This is a genomic window from Enterobacter sp. BIDMC 30 (assembly GCF_000534355.1).
GTDB classification, from domain to species: Bacteria; Pseudomonadota; Gammaproteobacteria; order Enterobacterales; family Enterobacteriaceae; genus Enterobacter; species Enterobacter ludwigii.
The window spans coordinates 1,375,723-1,391,879 of sequence record NZ_KI973169.1; the positions used below are offsets into that span (position 1 = coordinate 1,375,723).

Annotated in this window: 17 protein-coding genes; 2 read left to right on the top strand and 15 right to left on the bottom strand. The window is 45.1% G+C overall.

Annotation, left to right across the window (positions count from 1 at the left end; all coding sequences use genetic code 11):
• Positions 1-625 precede the first annotated feature (625 nt).
• From L466_RS23915 to L466_RS15660, 10 genes are all read right to left on the bottom strand, one after another.
• Positions 626-793, bottom strand: a complete 168-nt coding sequence (locus tag L466_RS23915; protein WP_237770636.1) for a hypothetical protein — start codon at positions 791-793, stop codon at positions 626-628.
• Between the two features lie 564 nt (positions 794-1,357).
• Complete coding sequence (locus L466_RS22985) at positions 1,358-1,687, bottom strand: TA system toxin CbtA family protein (RefSeq protein ID WP_071993098.1); 330 nt, start codon at positions 1,685-1,687, stop codon at positions 1,358-1,360.
• A gap of 38 nt (positions 1,688-1,725) precedes the next feature.
• Positions 1,726-2,091, bottom strand: coding sequence for a type IV toxin-antitoxin system YeeU family antitoxin (locus L466_RS15695; RefSeq protein ID WP_032680444.1), 366 nt, complete (start codon positions 2,089-2,091; stop codon positions 1,726-1,728).
• A 25-nt stretch (positions 2,092-2,116) separates the two neighbouring features.
• Complete coding sequence (locus tag L466_RS15690; RefSeq protein WP_032680445.1) at positions 2,117-2,338, bottom strand: DUF987 domain-containing protein; 222 nt, start codon at positions 2,336-2,338, stop codon at positions 2,117-2,119.
• Entirely contained in the window at positions 2,335-2,877 is a 543-nt protein-coding gene (gene radC / locus L466_RS15685) for a RadC family protein (protein WP_032680446.1), read from the bottom strand. The genes L466_RS15690 and radC overlap by 4 nt, the downstream gene beginning before the upstream one ends.
• A gap of 12 nt (positions 2,878-2,889) precedes the next feature.
• Positions 2,890-3,333 carry an antirestriction protein gene (locus L466_RS15680; protein ID WP_032680447.1) on the bottom strand — a complete coding sequence of 148 codons (444 nt, stop codon included), beginning with the start codon at positions 3,331-3,333 and terminating at the stop codon, positions 2,890-2,892.
• A gap of 30 nt (positions 3,334-3,363) precedes the next feature.
• Positions 3,364-4,185: a DUF932 domain-containing protein gene (locus L466_RS15675; RefSeq protein WP_032680448.1), complete on the bottom strand. Its 822-nt coding sequence runs from the start codon at positions 4,183-4,185 to the stop codon at positions 3,364-3,366.
• 415 nt (positions 4,186-4,600) lie between these two features.
• Entirely contained in the window at positions 4,601-4,792 is a 192-nt protein-coding gene (locus L466_RS15670) for a hypothetical protein (RefSeq protein ID WP_032680450.1), read from the bottom strand.
• Positions 4,793-4,850: 58 nt separating this feature from the next.
• Entirely contained in the window at positions 4,851-5,690 is an 840-nt protein-coding gene (locus L466_RS15665) for a hypothetical protein (RefSeq protein WP_032680452.1), read from the bottom strand.
• A gap of 59 nt (positions 5,691-5,749) precedes the next feature.
• Positions 5,750-6,184 (bottom strand): hypothetical protein, encoded by a 435-nt coding sequence (locus tag L466_RS15660; RefSeq protein WP_032680453.1) that lies wholly within the window; start codon positions 6,182-6,184, stop codon positions 5,750-5,752.
• 594 nt (positions 6,185-6,778) lie between these two features.
• On the opposite strand from L466_RS15660, the gene L466_RS15655 reads away from it, so the two are divergent.
• A complete protein-coding gene (locus L466_RS15655; protein WP_050594864.1) occupies positions 6,779-7,411 on the top strand; it encodes an inovirus Gp2 family protein in 633 nt (210 codons plus the stop codon).
• A gap of 377 nt (positions 7,412-7,788) precedes the next feature.
• On the opposite strand, the gene L466_RS15650 is transcribed toward L466_RS15655, so the two are convergent.
• Both L466_RS15650 and L466_RS15645 read right to left on the bottom strand, forming a co-directional pair.
• Positions 7,789-9,351, bottom strand: coding sequence for a YfjI family protein (locus tag L466_RS15650; protein WP_032680455.1), 1,563 nt, complete (start codon positions 9,349-9,351; stop codon positions 7,789-7,791).
• Positions 9,352-9,481: 130 nt separating this feature from the next.
• Complete coding sequence (locus L466_RS15645; protein WP_021539885.1) at positions 9,482-9,694, bottom strand: helix-turn-helix transcriptional regulator; 213 nt, start codon at positions 9,692-9,694, stop codon at positions 9,482-9,484.
• Positions 9,695-9,854: 160 nt separating this feature from the next.
• Between L466_RS15645 and L466_RS15640 the strand changes: the two genes are divergently transcribed.
• Entirely contained in the window at positions 9,855-11,090 is a 1,236-nt protein-coding gene (locus L466_RS15640) for a hypothetical protein (RefSeq protein WP_032680457.1), read from the top strand.
• A gap of 224 nt (positions 11,091-11,314) precedes the next feature.
• Here L466_RS15640 and L466_RS15635 read toward each other — a convergent pair whose 3' ends face one another.
• From L466_RS15635 to L466_RS15630, 3 genes are read right to left on the bottom strand one after another with little or no spacing between them, the layout of a single operon-like run.
• On the bottom strand, positions 11,315-12,241 hold the full coding sequence (locus L466_RS15635; protein ID WP_032680458.1) for a hypothetical protein: 927 nt from the start codon (positions 12,239-12,241) through the stop codon (positions 11,315-11,317).
• The gene (locus tag L466_RS0122345; RefSeq protein ID WP_032680460.1) at positions 12,238-13,884 is read right to left on the bottom strand and encodes an AAA family ATPase; all 1,647 of its coding nucleotides are present in this window, start codon (positions 13,882-13,884) and stop codon (positions 12,238-12,240) included. Before L466_RS0122345 ends, L466_RS15635 begins: the two co-directional genes overlap by 4 nt.
• Positions 13,881-16,151: an AAA family ATPase gene (locus L466_RS15630; protein ID WP_032680461.1), complete on the bottom strand. Its 2,271-nt coding sequence runs from the start codon at positions 16,149-16,151 to the stop codon at positions 13,881-13,883. Before L466_RS15630 ends, L466_RS0122345 begins: the two co-directional genes overlap by 4 nt.
• Positions 16,152-16,157: the final 6 nt, after the last annotated feature.

Here is a 16,157-nt window from a genome sequence, read left to right on the forward strand (position 1 = left end):
CAGCCGCTGAGCAATAACGTGAGAGCCACGATAGCCTGGCTTGCTATGCGGTTTGAGGACGCTGTCATGGGTGCGAATCCTTTTGCGTTCAGGTGTTTTTCGGTGGCGTGAATGCAGTATACGCGGGTGGCGTAATTTCGGAACTGTAGATTCTGTTAAGGATGTTGATTTACTGAGTTTTTCCAGACTTATGCCTGGATAAATTGAGCGTGTGAATAGATACTGGCACCTCCAGGAGAATGTAGCTTTACGAGCTACATAATAAGAGGTCTTGTCGTTGCCTTTACAATGTTAACGTACTGACGTTGCGCTTTGCAGAAAGTCGCATCAACGAACTTTCTCTGGCGCAGGAGTGGCTGAAATCGTCATGTATTTTTTCAGGCCAGCCTCTCGTTTTACACCTTGGGGTCTGAACCAAAAGGAAGCCTTAAGCGCGGGGAGTCGACGTTGTTCACTGTCGAGAGAAAATTACCAATGAATCTGAAATTGATACTAGCTACTGTAACGGATAATACTTCAAAACTCCCCATCGAATACTCGTTACCCAAACGGACGATTTCTTTAACGCCATCCTTAACATCGATAAGAGCAATTGTCAGTGACTCCTCGAAAATAATGTCATCCGTTAAAAAAAGATATAGCGATGATCATTAACCTGAACAGCTGTTTCCAGTATTTGCCCTGGTACAATAATGTCTGTGCTATTGCCATTGATCACTACGTTAGGCTGCGCCTGGGATAAATCTGTCGCTTCCTGACCCTTTACCAGAGATATTGAATTAACCTGTTGCATAATCAATTCCACACACTCCCCATCTCCCATACTGCAAGAGCACCGCTGACAAAACCACCAATAAGTACACAAACAGATGAATCTGGCCCACACATCAATCCCACTATTGCGCAGCCTGCGGCGTTTATCGCTATTTGCCGCTCCGATTCTGAGATCTTATCCTCAGCGGTATAAATTTCGTAAACAGAAATTGCAATCGAGGGCACGACGAGCCCTTTTCCTAAACGCGAGAGCTGCCTCAATTTCTCTGGATTAAGCTGGTTGCCCTCGGACAACGACAGACACAAAAAAGCCCGCTGGGCTTGCGCCGTGCGGGCTCTTAGGACTTCATCGGATGACTCTGGTAATCACCGATGGAGAATTTTGGGCTGGCGGAGTCTGAATTGGTTGTGTAACTTGTTGTTTAATAGCTGATAACCTTCAGTTCAATTTTCATTTTGGTCCCATTGTTGGTCCTAAAAGAAAATGTCAGGTTTTTTCGGGGGAGGGGAGGTTACAGCGGGAGTCTCTTCGTCTGTGAGATTAGCATTTTGCTTTCCTTCAGTCTGCTCTGTATTTAAGCGTTTATTTCACATTAGTTTTTAGCAAGCCGGTAGAGCGCCTTGCTCGCAGAATATCCACTACGGAAATATACGGGGTTTGTTCTTGCCACGAAAATCCCTTTCGGTCGATACGGACAAGCCCGTATTTTTCGACAAGAAAGTTCACCGCATCGCTGAGCGATACTCCGGCATCTATATGTTCACGGATGGTGGTTTCATTACTGAACGGTGTGTCATTCAGCGTGAGGCCATAGTGCTGCGATAACAGATGAGTCAGCAGCCGTTGCCAGGTTTCAACGGGTGACAGATTGGGCTGAGTCGCCCGTGTCGGGTGTGATGATAAGGTTTGCATGATGTTTACTCTGTGATGTTCAGGGAATAAGCGGGGATTTACTGCGGCTCAGTCTGCTCAGGATAGATAGTAATGTAGACATAGCCACAGGAGCCGAGTGTGTCGGCTTCGCAGGTGAGTCCGTTGTGGTAAAGCGTGACGCAGTGCTGATAGCGGGGATTGAGCTCGCTGCTAATCAGCATCAACTCCAGTTGTTTGAGTATCAACGGAAAGGCCTGGTCGAGGCGCAATGCATCGTTGTCACTGAAAGCACCGTTAAACCCGGTGCGGTCAGCGAGAAAATGCACCCGGTTGCCTTCCTGTACCAGACGAGCCCCAAAACAGGGGGTAATAGCACGTTTGAGTCCCCACAGCTGGCAGGCGGGACTCTCCGGCTTGGTACCGGATTCTGAATGATTGTTCATTATTTTTCCTGATAAAAGGGAAGGATTAATTGAGAGTGACGCTACGAAGAATCACATAGGGACCATTGCGGTCCTGACGACGTTCAGCAAACACGGCCAGAACGCCACGTATGTCCTGAACTTCCCGGCCAGCATAATGGCAGATACTGCCAGACCATTTATATTTGCCGGTACAGAAGCGAAACAGCCGGGAGCCTGGATGCTGTCGGTACAAGGCCATTGCCTGGCGTTTACTGATGATTTTCATATCCACCCTCGCTCCGCAAACGACACAATACCATCCTGGCCGACAACCAGATGATCGAGCGTTTTCACATCAATTAGTGCTAACACTTCTTTAAGCCTGCCCGTAATGTTGCGGTCGCATTGGCTGGGCTCCGGATCGCCGGATGGGTGGTTATGCGCCAATACAACAGCTGCCGCATTGAATCGAAGCGCTGACTTCACTATCTCACGAGGATGGACCTGGACATGGTTAACCGAACCGGCAAATAGCGTTTCGCTCTCCAGTAAACGGTGTTGGTTATCGAGATAGAGCACCATAAACATTTCCCGTTCTTGTCCTGCCAGTTGTAACCGAAGCCAGTCACGGGCAGCAGTGCTTGAGGTAAAGGCTATACCGGGCTGGCGCAGAAATTTATCCAGCAGATTGATAGCGCGGCGAATGGTCCGTTGGGCATAAGGTGTCAATCCGGATGTCGCGGGAAGCAGGCAACCATGCTGGCTCATAACCGTCAGCGGAAAGAGTTCGGGCTGTGCTGACACCGGGGATAATGCAGTATTCATGTCAGGGATTCCTCAGTCGATTAGATACATAATGGCGCTGCGCTCTGGATGGTTCAGCGCAAAGTCACGTAAGCGATAATAGTGCTCAGTCATCGCGTCACATTCCGTACGACAGGCATGGTGGCTGTATGTCATCAGGCAGGCGACGATCCCTGCCGCTTCGCCAGTAAGTTCCGCGCCGTTGCCGTTCATGCTGTTGAACAATGCCCCCTTCTCATTTTGCGCTGACTCGGGAGCCATAAAAGCGCCGCCGTTGCTGAGCGTCGAAAAGCGCCAAATACCGCCGTGATAATCTACACACAGCCGGTCCATCCAGGCGAAAATACGAGGTTCAAGGGTTATCCATTGTGGGATGGAGCCAAAGTGCTGCGGCCAGAAGCCGATGTGTAACTCGTCAGGGACCACTGAGGCCGTGGTTGCTGTTTGCTCAGTGAACTGAAGGTTTTGTGTATCCATCAAACTATCTCCTTATGCCGGAACTGTTGTTTAACGCCCGAAAAACGCGAGCATGTTTTCTGCCATAACCCACAGGGCGCGATTGAGCTTCACATCACCATCAATGCCGGTAACAGCACGGGTGCGACTGCTTTTCCCCTGAGCGGTTCGCCCCGACAGACCTCCTTTCATCAGGTTCTCCTGCATGCGCTGGTAGACGGTCCACAGGTCATCGCTGTAGTCCTCCCGGCGACGTGGGGTCAGCAACTGCGATACCGTGACCGGCTGGTGGTCCTCACCAAAGCGATATTCCAACGCGGCATTTGCCAGCGTGTGACGGGCCGGGGCTGGTAGCTCCAGCGACTGCATTGCATCGCGCTTCTCCTCCACCCGGTCAAAGACCCCGAGCACTTCGTAAGCCCCTTCAATCACCTTCTCGACGACATTGCCTTTATGCGGTACGCGCACTTCTCCGAATGACTGGCCGCAGACCAGACCGTTAGTACAAACGCCACGAAACAGCCCCGGCAGCATCTGGTAGCTTGATGAGCCGTCATGGCTGTTGAGGAGAATGATTTCCGGCACCTGATGCCCGGTCAGTTGTCCGGCACGACGCAGGCGAAGCATGTGTTTGGTGAGCTCCCGCTTGCTCTGGTCCCGAACCTTCGTCTGGCAGGCAAAGAACGGCTCAAAGCCTTCACGCTGCAGGCTTTCGAGGATGGTGATGGTAGGGATGTAGGTATAACGGTCTGAACGAGATTCATGCTTGTCACTCCCGAACACGCTGGGGACATGACTCATCAGCTCTTCGTGGGTCAGAGGCCGGTCACGGCGTATCTGGTTTATACGGCCAAAGCGGCTGGCTAATCGCATGGGTATCTCCTTTGAATTGGGCATAAAAAAACCACTCCGAAGAGTGGTTCTGGATTGAGGGAAAGTATTCAGTGCTGGTGCGGGGTTTGTTCGTGCTGTTCTGCGGCTTTATCGTCAGGTAACGCAGACGAATTGTCTCTGTGGGTCCGAAGATGCTGCAATCGCCTCAGAATCATGGGCTTTCCGTAATGCAGACATCGAAGACACCATTCACGCTTAACGAACCTCCTGATGGGCAGCGGCAAGCTCCGGTAGACTTTGCTGGAGACGGATAACATAAAAATGTCATCATTGAGTCTGTCCTCTGCAACGACGGAGAGTCCGTTGATAGCGGTGCGTTGCAGCCAGCGTCGATATTTCCTGAGCGAGTGAGTTTTAGACGCAGGTATAGACCGCTTGCCTGACAACGAACTTTTTAGGCAAGGGTGGCGAGTTTTTTTATAAGCCTTATCAGGCTCAGCGTCGTCAGGGTTGCGCCGAGCGTCTGGCATACAACCGATTTGCTTCGCAGCAGCGTGAGTCCGGCGACACTGAAAACAACGGGCCAGGTCAGATCCTGCGGTTGCTCTTCTGGCACGGCATCGCCTGGCGATTTTGCGTTTTTCATTGGTAAGTCCATAAAACGTCCGGCATCGCAGGAAGCCTATACCGGACAGGGTGAGTGATTAGGGAAGGTCTGCGGAGGCTATTTCCTGAGAAGCGTTAGTGGGGCCACTGTAAACGCCGACGTATTCATTTTGGGTAAAGATGATGACTGCATTGGTCTTTGGATCAAACGTGCACCCGTTTAGTCCTGCAATTACCGCGCTTTTCCCCGAGCTTGTGTTCTTCACAATGAGCTTGTTGTCTGCGCAGTTGCTGGCTTTTACAAAACTCACCACATAACCGTCCTGCTCTGCAACGGTTTCTGCAGGCGTTGGTTTTGGCTCATGATTATGTTCTTTCTGCCCATTCACGCGCTCGCGGTTGTAAGGAACATATTGAACAGTGTCGTTACGCAGGGTTTGTGGGTCGTTGTTCATGCTCAGGTAAACAGGGCAATCAGCAGCGCCCACGGCACAGCTCTTACTGAAAATAGTGCGAGACGGCCAGCCTTTAGTGCCAATGTAGGCCGCACCAGTTTCATCCAGGCAGTAGGTTTCCTCCCATGCATAATTTTTGTTCTGGCCCGGCATGTTGCGGGTGGTGATGAGGCAGGTCAGGACTTTTACAGGCTTTCCGTCGTAGCGGATAAAGTTCTCTTCAAGCGGTGAGGCGGCATACAGTAAGGGAGATATATTTGCCGCCGCAGCCTTGCTTTGTGCCTCAGCGTTGAAACCGGCTCTATTGTTGAGTTTGACGCTGACTGCCTCATTGTTCATATCACGCAGCATTTCACCGCCGTTCTCCGTAAGAAAGAAGGTGTACCGCTCAGGGTGAATATGCCCCTGGATAGTGATGGCAAAGCTAAGTGCCGGGAACAAAAGGATCGGGAGTAAAACCAGGCGTGAGAGTAATGTCGACATAAAGACATCCTTATTCATTATTGTTAACGATACGGGTGAGTTTGTAGTGGGGGAGGAGATTAATGGCTAATGCAGTCTTTCCAGGTCAGGTCCTGTAATGCGTCATGCAGTCCAGCGGCTTTAAAGGGGTGAGATAAAGGCTCGTTCATCTGGGTGACTTCAATTCGACCATCATCATTTGTATTTTTAAGCGCCATAAAGGCCGCCTCGCCAGGCTGGTAATGCACTGCGTTGATATTCAGTCCCACCGTTTTTTGTCCTTCGTCGGGAGATTCTGCATGAGCTTTATCTGGTGCGCTGTAACCCACAACCAGCTGATTGTCTCGGCAGGTCAGAGTCATGCGTTCGCCTGCGCTGTTTTCGGTGTTAAGTTCAAACTCCATCACATTGATAGTGCCAAACCAGCTACCCCATTGCTGTTCCCGGCCCATGGCGTGCGAAGCAGTGCTGAACAGCATGGCACTCAAGAGCAGTACAGAGGTTATCTTCAACATAAAAATCCTTACTAAGTGTTTTATAAGACAAAAATGGCCTTTGAGCTTTGTCTGAGGCCATCCAATCGTATGCATTTGGCAGGGGATGGGATAATCGTTAATACAGATCGGTTTGCTGAAATTGATCGTCATTATCTATCATTAAAACGATCAATAAACATAAAACGATAGCTTGTGGCTATCATGGTTTGAGTATCGATCGGTGTCGCAGATCAACAAGATGCAGTCCGGAAATAGAGAGCAGTCCTGGTTCGTTTGAGTGATATAGGTATGAAATTTTTTGCGATATGTTTTTATCGATGCATTATTAATAAATCGCTTTGATGCAGGTTGTTATTAGTTTATTCAGATGATTTAACTTCGGACCAAATACGGACTATATTATGTAAGTGAATTGACGTTTTTAGATGTTTCCTTCTTCTATTGAAAATTTAACATGCAGAAGGATATATGTGGCTGATTGGTATTATAATAATAAAGAAGTATTGTATTTAGTATTACCACACCCCCATCACAATAATGCAAATATAAATAGCAGTGATAAATTACATATCCAGTCCATCGTATTGAGATGATTAATATCAGGAGCTAAACGTGAAAACATTCATCAGTCCTTTTGGAGTGAGTAATCGGCATCATATGGACCGTATTCGTGAAACACTTGATAAGTCTTTACAGGAATACCCAAGAACGTTTGTGTTAAATATCATACTAAGATTGCCTGATGAGAATTATGAGCATTACAAGGCAGACCCTACATTGATAACCCGGTTTATTGAGTCATTGAAATCTCAGATTGAGCATACGCAGAAACGTAAAGCTTCCCAGGGTAAACGTATTCGCTCCTGTAATGTTCGATATGCCTGGTCGAGAGAGTTTGGTGAAGAAAAAGGGAAGAAGCATTATCATGTGGCATTGATGCTGAATAACGATGTGTACTGTAATGCGGGCACCTACTATCCCATACAAGGTCTGTATATCCATAATCTGGCATTGATGATTATGGAAGCCTGGATGAGAACGCTGTGTCTCAATATCACGCCTGACTATCAAAAGTATTACCCACTGGTGCATTTTGTTAGGGAAGGGGATTTTAGGCTGGATAAGAAGGGTAAAAACTTTGAGTACTATTACAGCCAGTTGGAGCGCAGTTTGTCGTATTTAACGAAACTCGCCACCAAAGACAGTTCTGATGGGATGCGTAATTTTGGTTGTAGTCAGTCCTGATTATTTCTGGCATTGATAGTTTGTGATTTGAAAGAGGCTGTAGCCACGTTGTAGCGGTTTTATTCGTAGCAAAATGTTAACATGCGTACGTTGCAATCTGTTGTAGCAGGCCTGTAGCGATTTAAATGTCCTGGCCAGTGATGGGTGATAATTAAGCAATTTGGTGTGTTTTCACTGCGGATATCTTTCAAAATGCCGCTACAACTCGCTACTGTAGCGATTGTAGCGGAGCTAAAACTGACCACCGGAAACTTTTTCAAAAGAAAAAGGCTCGTTGATACTAGAGGATCACGAGCCCTTGAATACGAGTTATTGATAACAATTACGCATCATTGCGAAACAATGAGAATCAGCGTCAGCAGTACGATTGAGAACTGCTAGCTAATCTGGTCAGTATCTTGTTGTGGAGGTAAATAGTGATGTACATTATGTTCTGCAATAGGGGCATAGTGCCCATTGGGCATACGCCAGGTGATATATACCGCCGAATGCGGCGGAGATTTGTGGATGTAGATAAATTCACCGGTGTTCATAATGTAATTCAAAAGTGGCTCCAGCTTATCACTTCGGCGAAACTTGTTCGGTCCATATTTAATAACGTCATTCTTTTTGAACGGCAAACCATTGTTGGATGCGAATTTATGACGGATCCATTGGGTGAGTTCCTGTACGTCTTGCAGGAATTTGTAGTGTGGAGTGAACTGATAAAACCACTCTGCAGTATGACTGAGATACCATTCCATGATAGCCGCTGCTCGATGAAGAGAATCCAGAGAAATAGTCTCATCATCCTGATTAACGAAGTAATGAAGCGATGCAGCGATGCGCAAAGTATTCCCATTCGCTTTCATTACCATCGGCTTAATGAATGACCATGACGAGTCAGCCATTGTTCTTGAAATCCACTCATCGTGTTTACCTTCCCAATATGCAACCGCATCAGGTGAGAGTTTGAGTGTTTTCTTCTTTACTTCCGCGGACCAAATAAGTTCTTTTTGTTTTGCCAGCAATGCAGTAATCCGGTTATGAAAAGCGCGTAAAGCCTCCTCATCACGGGAAAATGTATCTTGGCGGTAACGATAGCTCATATCTCCGGAAGGATAATGATTGTTGGATGGAATGCAGGCAAACAGGAAGCGAGATAAGAAACCACTGTCTAATGCTTCAGCACCATGTTTTTTCATATAACTGAGAAAAAGAGATGGCTGCAACATGAGCGATACCGTCAGTGTTGGTTTGAAACTACAGGGCTCGCGATTGCTGCGCTTATAATCATAAACCCCTCCATCCCATGCCTCGTTATAGAATGCCTGCTGAGCGATATTGCAATGCTCGAAAAAGCGACTTCCTTCTTCAGACCGTAAAAAAGCGCTCGGATATACGCTCAATCCATCAAGCAGAGCCGCAAGCGAGGTATCGTTGTATACAAGGATTGGCATAATCGGTTGAACGGGTTTGCGAGCGATATGTTGCTGTAACCTCGCCTGGATTTCCTCAGGATTGTCATCCTTTTTGATTGCGGTGCGGAGTTTGCTTTCCAGAGCCTGCAATTCTGGTTTCCAGACGGCAAAATCACGTCCATAGGTGGCCAGTCTCTCCAGGTATTCCTGCGCCAGTTCAGCCTTCAATGCATCATACGGTTTCATCACCAGTTTGCTGAGGGTTGTTTTTCCTGAACCCGATTCACCAAGTGTCATACAGTAAAGCGCTGTCGGCTCTGATGAGCCGTGATTATTATTGAAAACTTCAATCAGTGACTGGCAGCAGTTTGAGACGGCAGCTAATACCGTGCTGGCTGCTAACACGGCTGAATACTTACTGCCATCCTGAAGATAGCGAATAACATCTTGTAAGGCTTGCGGGAAGGCAGTGATTGGAAAGGACGATTCCTCTGACTGGCTTACCAGCTGCGAGAGAGTCGTAATTGGGTTGTACGTCATATTGCTTATCCTGAGTTTATGTCGTGAAACACCACTGATGCCCTTATCCCGCAGGATTAGGGCATATAGTTGAGGTGGATTATGGGGGCGTCGGTGAAAACACCTCGCCTTGCGAAACGAGAGGTGGGGTCTATGCAGCTCTGCGCTGGAGAACCCATTCATCCAGCTCGGATTCGAGCCAGCCAACAGATTGCTTGCCGAGAGGATAAGGCTTCGGGAACGCCGGATCGTGACGTGGGGATTTGGCATTAAGCCAGTCGTAGATGGTGGAACGAGCGATGCCGAGTTTGGCCGCAACTGCTCGCATGCGCAGGATTTTTACCGTCTGGGTGTAGGTGGTCATCTTTCTATCTCATTGAACTGTATGGATGTAAGTTATTTGTTGAATAACGGTTCTCCGTTATTCAATACCTGAGCCGACTGGCTGGTATACGATGGATGGTAATGAAGTCGAATAGTGTCTAAAATTGGCAATTACTACTTACTTTTTTTGACACTAACTTATGCCAGCCACAACATCCGTACAGAAAGCCGCTTTTGATGCTATCGACAGTCTTCACTTCAGCCAGGTGATGATGAGTCTCATATGCGCAGACCCCGTTGCAGAAGAGTGGTATGGCCGTATTTTTGGCAGAATCAACAGCATACTTCAGAATGCAGGGATAACCGGAAAACAGGCTCAGATAGCAAAGCATTATTTGCTGGGTGCTCTTGAAATCTACTTGTCTATTGATAGCAACTATTTTTCGGATACAGTTGAGCACAATAATAAAGGTGTTGATGGTGATGCACCTTATAACAGAGAACTTCTCGAGCAATTTGTTGAACACAACCGAAATTATAGTGTCGCTTTACTTTGCAATATTGCTGATTTTAATGGTGTTGACAGAGGGTTCTTTTTTCAGGCAACAGAAGAGTTATTTAATGATAAGATATTATCTACCATGCCGCGTTTTATCAGATATCGTCTTACCGAATGTTGCTATGCACTGGAATATCCTGATGCTCCTCTCTTTTTTTATCGGGAGCTGGTGAGTCTGGGTATTGTTTTATGTGGAAAATACTCACGTCATCGTGACCAGTTTGTGAAGAAGTCTGATTCAGAATTATCACTTTTGTTCATTCGTGCAGGCATACTTTTTGAGTTTAAGATGCTGCAAAGAGCAGTGCAGGTGATAACCTCCCTCAATAAAAATGGTACTCTTGTTTTACCCGCTGCAGATCTCCGAATGTCCTTTACAGAGCGAAAGAACATTTCTGATTACTATAAAAGGCTTGTTGATGTTTGGTTGCTGGAAAATAAGCCTAGTTCCTTTGTGGTTTTTCAGTGTAACAGCGATGTTTCGGATTTAGATGTTAAAATACTTCTTAAAAATATGAGCAGATTTTATTTTCATAAACGTATGTTTGATGGTACGCAGGGAAGCTGGCTGGGAACGCTTGGAGCATTTGATATTGAGGTTAGCCGTTGGGTAGAACCAGAGTTGGCGATTTATTACGAGGGTAATAATAGTCTTACAATTTCAGAAAAAATTAAATCTAAGTTTATGGGGTTTGGTTTTAGTGTATCAGCCAGAAATTTGTATTTGCGGCATAAAACGGTAAGAAAAAATAGTTACTCTAAAATTCGATATTATTATGTCCTTTTATTGAATCAGCCATGCATCTTCCCTTGGTATCTTAATGACAATAGTTGTTACGACATGGCTCTGGGGTTTGATAGTTCTGAAATAAGGTAATGATCCAATTAGTAGAGAATATTTATTCAATAAATGCCCCGACGCGTTTTAGACGTTTGTATATGAAGTGCTACTTGGAATTGTGTTTAATTTTTTCACGGTGAATGTAAGCACTCCACATTTAAGCTGTTCGATCTTTAAAAATGAAATCGACACCCATACCAAAACCGGTAACTCTCAACCCTTCAAGGCCATGTGTTAGATCAAGTTGTGACTAATACATTTTAGGCCTCAGAAACTACCTCGTAACCATTTCGCTCTACAAATTGATCCCACTTTTTCTGATACATAGTTAATCTCATTAATACTGCATCATCTGTATGCTCTTGTGAACCAGATACTCCGAAACCATGACCAGTAATGATCCCCCCATGCTCGGTCAAGATGCAGCGGTTATGAAAAACGTCAGCATCGCCTCTCTCCCTGAGCTCATAAACCTGAACCTGTAGATTCGACAAATCACCTGTTAATCCCTCTAGAATCTGATTCCTGACGTGATCAGCAGAAGGACTTCCTCTACCGCCATTCTCGCTACCCCGTTTTTCCTTGTAAAACAGAATTATTGCTGGAAAATTACCACTAACTCGATTGCGAGGGATGGATTGAAGCATAAATCGGATAAAACTCACTGACTCCGCTGTCCAACCGTAAGGATCAATAATGACAATTTTGCTTTCAGCAAGAGATACTAAATTTGAGATGATAGAGAAGAGACCTGCATTCGTGCGGGAAACAACCAACTGATCAGGATGATTCCAGATACTGTCATGCGAATACATTGAATGTGGAGTTATGTTATTATCCTCTGCAATCGCCATTGATGACAAAATAACGCCAAAAGGAATTCTGTGATTCTCAATAACAGCGTTTTCCTGCCAATTAACTACCTCAGGTTCCTGAATCTCCCGGATAACTAATGAATCCACGAGTTTGACAACCATTTCGGTATATCTCTGAGCAGCTAATGATTGGCTTACCTCAGGACAAAACGTGAGCAAGTAGCTACGAAGTTTAGATTTTTTTTTCTTGGGGAAACTACTGATCATGCGAGGAGTGCCCAAGCCGTATTCCCTAAGAAACTCGGCGTAGTCACGCTCATTGGACGCCCATGTAGATAAAACGACAGGATCAAGTGCATATTCGTATATCATGACAAAAGCTCCTCTCGACGTTCAACAAAGAAGCCGTGAGGCCAACGTTCAACAAATTCGCCATCTTCATCCACACGAATTCGCTTCGTCACCACACCGTTCTCTGTAGGCTCCAGGTAAACAATTGAAACATCTTCCCCATGCACAGGCTTAGAATCATTAGGTAGCTGATTATCTGTGGTCTGCCTTATTCTTTTTAGAAGCCGAAGAATCAAGTGTTCGCTGTGCGTCTCGATCAAAAACGAGTGTTTATCTTTTGTCTGGAGAAAGACATCTGCAATCTCTACTTGAAAGCGAGGATGGACATGTAGCTCCGGCTGCTCAACGCTTATGAGTGCAATGTCATCATGATTTGCTGCAACAACTATAGGAAGAACTTGAGAAATACCCGTGCCCAGCTGATTTGCTGACAGCAGAATATTGCTACGTAGCTCTCTAAAGAAAACATGCCTCTTTCTGAGCAACCCCATATGTTCATCATCGCTATCGATATTTGCTATCTCAGCGATCGACTGGTTGATGATCTCATAACCTGCATTGAGTTTGTCGCTAGATGCAAACCAGTCACTTGTGTTTCTGATGAGCTTTTCGATGGAACCACTACTGTTTGGGTCTTTGTAAAGTAAATCCCATGCCGCTGAACCATCTACCCAGTCAATTTGCTCGGGATGAGGATTCGGCACATAATCGTTATCCGGCACCAGACGAAGTGGGCCAATCTGAACGCTTTTATCCAAATATTCCAGTAGCTTATCCAGTGGTAAGACGAAAGCTTGACTCAGCACTTCCTGTACGACCAGAAAGTTAAAGTGCTCCTCTAACTCATCAAAATCCTGCCCAACCAAATTGGTCATAACAGGGACTCCAAGCAAAGGGACCGCACCACTTCTACAAGCCAAAGCAACAGGAGCAATACGATTAACAAAGTCAGCTCCTGAATTGTCTTTATCCGCTATAGCAGCTGTGGCCGCCGGATTAGGATTCAAATGATTCAGAACCTGCTCAAATTCGGTATGATATTCGTCCAGCTCAAGAGGTTCTCTTTGTTCTACTTCCCCATATTCCCTCTCAAGCCAATCATCATTATTGTAGGGTATGAGCAGAGGGTGTTGGGTATTGATCTCTCGAATCACGCTATTTCTTTGATCTTCAGAAGAACTAATACAACCGACGTAGATATCGTTAGTCCAGACGCGGTAATTCTTTACATAAGCCCGCTTAAAACGCTCTGACCATGCAATTTCAAACTCCACCGCTCCAGATTCGGTACTGCCACCAAAGTCATTCATCAAAACATAGCTGACGCTTTGAACATGGTTTGTCATTTCGTCGACATTAGCACCATAGTAGACAAACGGCGTTTTATCCGGCGAATAATCCAGTCGAATTCTAATTGTATTTTTTAGATCTTGGCCATAAACAAGTGCACGAAAACCACCTATCGTTTTATTACCCAAGGAATCTAGCTTTTGGGGATTACAATGGCCATGTTTCAAAATTTGCTGCACATAAGCGAGTGCCATTAGCACAGAGCTCTTACCGACACTATTCGGTCCAAATAAAAGTGTCACTGGTGCAATATCGATTGTTTGAGTGTGTTTAAACGAGCGGAAGTTCGTCAGTGATATTTTAGTTATTCTCATTTTACTGATTCCAATTTTGATCCAATAACCACCGATTGATCACCAAAGTGAACATTCAGTTCTTCGATGACAGAACCTGTCATCATATTGTAATGGCCACGCTGACCCGCTTTATTAAAAATGGTGCGAAATACACGAAGATACGCTTCATTAGTTTGCTCACCATGATTAATATAAAGATCGTCATGAATCGAGTGAGAACCATCGTTAACCCAGGAAAAAAGAGACTGACAAATCAACTTGTCACGCCCTTCGAATAAGGAGCAGATTTCGTCTTTGCTCATTCCGCCCCACATAGTGAAGTAGTTTTCAAGTATTCGGCGTAATGTATTTTGAAGGCTGATACTGGAAATATTTTCTGATTTCACATCTTCCCATAGCAGTTCATAGGCTGATCGGATTGGATTTTTGTCACAGCGCTCAACAACCGAACCATTTTGTAATTTTTTTACCAGCCAGAAACTTTCCTCACTGAGTACACCATCAGAGGACCTTCTTCTATTGAAACTTATCTCTTTGTGAAAATAGATATTATGTGTCAGTATAAATATCTGTTTTATATTTGAATTCTGGCTTGCCGCCTCTTCCATCAACTCTTTAATAAGGCTACTGACAATGTAAAGAATATCGCTATCTAACGAAGATATTGGGTCATCAAAAACGACCACCCGATTCGCTGTGATTCCTGAAGAGGATTGGGATCCTTTAATTAGATAGTAAAAATACAAAAAGGTGATAAATGTTTTTTCACCTTCACTCAGTGAACCACTAGCATCTTCACCATTCGCGCGGATTATTCGATAGTGACGACCTTCATCGGTTTGACCGACCGAGAAGGAATTAAAACCGAATTTCAGTAGCAGGTCATTAATAGCTGTAATAGTTGGTAGAATAGATGTTGTTTGCCTTTCTAACTCTTTAATTTGATCTTTCAGACTGTTGATCTGAGTATTTTTATCTGTCAGCGACTTCTCCATGCCATTAATGGTGCTTGTATAGCGGTTTTTATTTTGCTGATACAGAAGCAAGTCATCTGCTAATTCATTTAATACATAGCGCCAGACTTGTGAAGTTAATGTCTGCTTCTCATTGGCAATATTATCCACGGTTTGGTTATGACGTGTTGTTGCTTCATTGGCTTCTATTACTAAGTTTTGCAGCTGGGAAATCAGAGGTTGGACTGACTCCATTTCCACTTTTCGACTTGGTTCATTGATCTTATTTGTCAATTTAGTTTGATTGGATTTCAGACGTTCAACAAGAGTCAAGGCTGTTGTATTAAATAGATCAACATTCAGGAATGGGTTATTAATGTCCGCATTGCGTTGTATGGATGCTGTCAGTTGATCGCTAGCCATTTGGTAGCCTGCTTGCAATTCTCTTAGCAATTGGATGTCGTTGTCATAGGCTTCGCTAAAGAATGCCGCAAGATTGTTAGAGATATTATCGTCCGTAGGCTGTTGGCAGAAAGGACATGTCTCAGGATTCTGTTCGTGATACTTACGGCCTTGCTTTACCCAGTCGCTGTTATCCAAATAGTTTATGAGAGCTGCGATATCAACATCTTGATTACCGATAATCACTTTTTGCAGTAATGCATTTATCTCGATAGCGATAAGATCGTCGGCTAGCATATTTCCAAGTACCGTTGCACGCTCAATGTTTCTTGAAAAAACAGTTTGTGCTCTGAGTTTCAGAACTTCCAGAGTGAGCAAATCAGCCGTATTTGATGTGTGCTCACTTAACACGCGGCTTTTAAAATTTTCGGAATTATTTCTTACGCCAGAAAATGCAGCCTGAAAGTAGGTGTCATGAAGTTGTTTCTGCTTCCAACACTTTTCCCGCAGTACAGGTTCGAGGTCTTGAAGCTCTTTACGTTTGCCTATTTGTTCTTCTGAACCATCCAATTGGATATTTATACTTGATATTTGATCATTTATCTTAGTTATTTCAGGCTGTAAACGAGCGATTTCTTTTTCGGCTTCAACCTGATTCTCACCTAAGGTAAAAACACCCTGCAGGGGGCCGTCCTGATTAAAGTTTCGATCGACGAAATCCCGGTTATACACCATCCGTTCAAGCTCTGTTCCACCATGCCATACTAATGGACAATGATTGTGCCCTTGCTGTTGGGCAATAACACGGCTTATGGTTGTTTTACCTGTACCATTCGCACCAAAAATGTAATTGATACGACGAAGATCAGTGAGTCTTGTCGGATTCAGATAGGTAGCTATAGGTGCATTTATTTGGATTTCGTTTAGCATACTCTC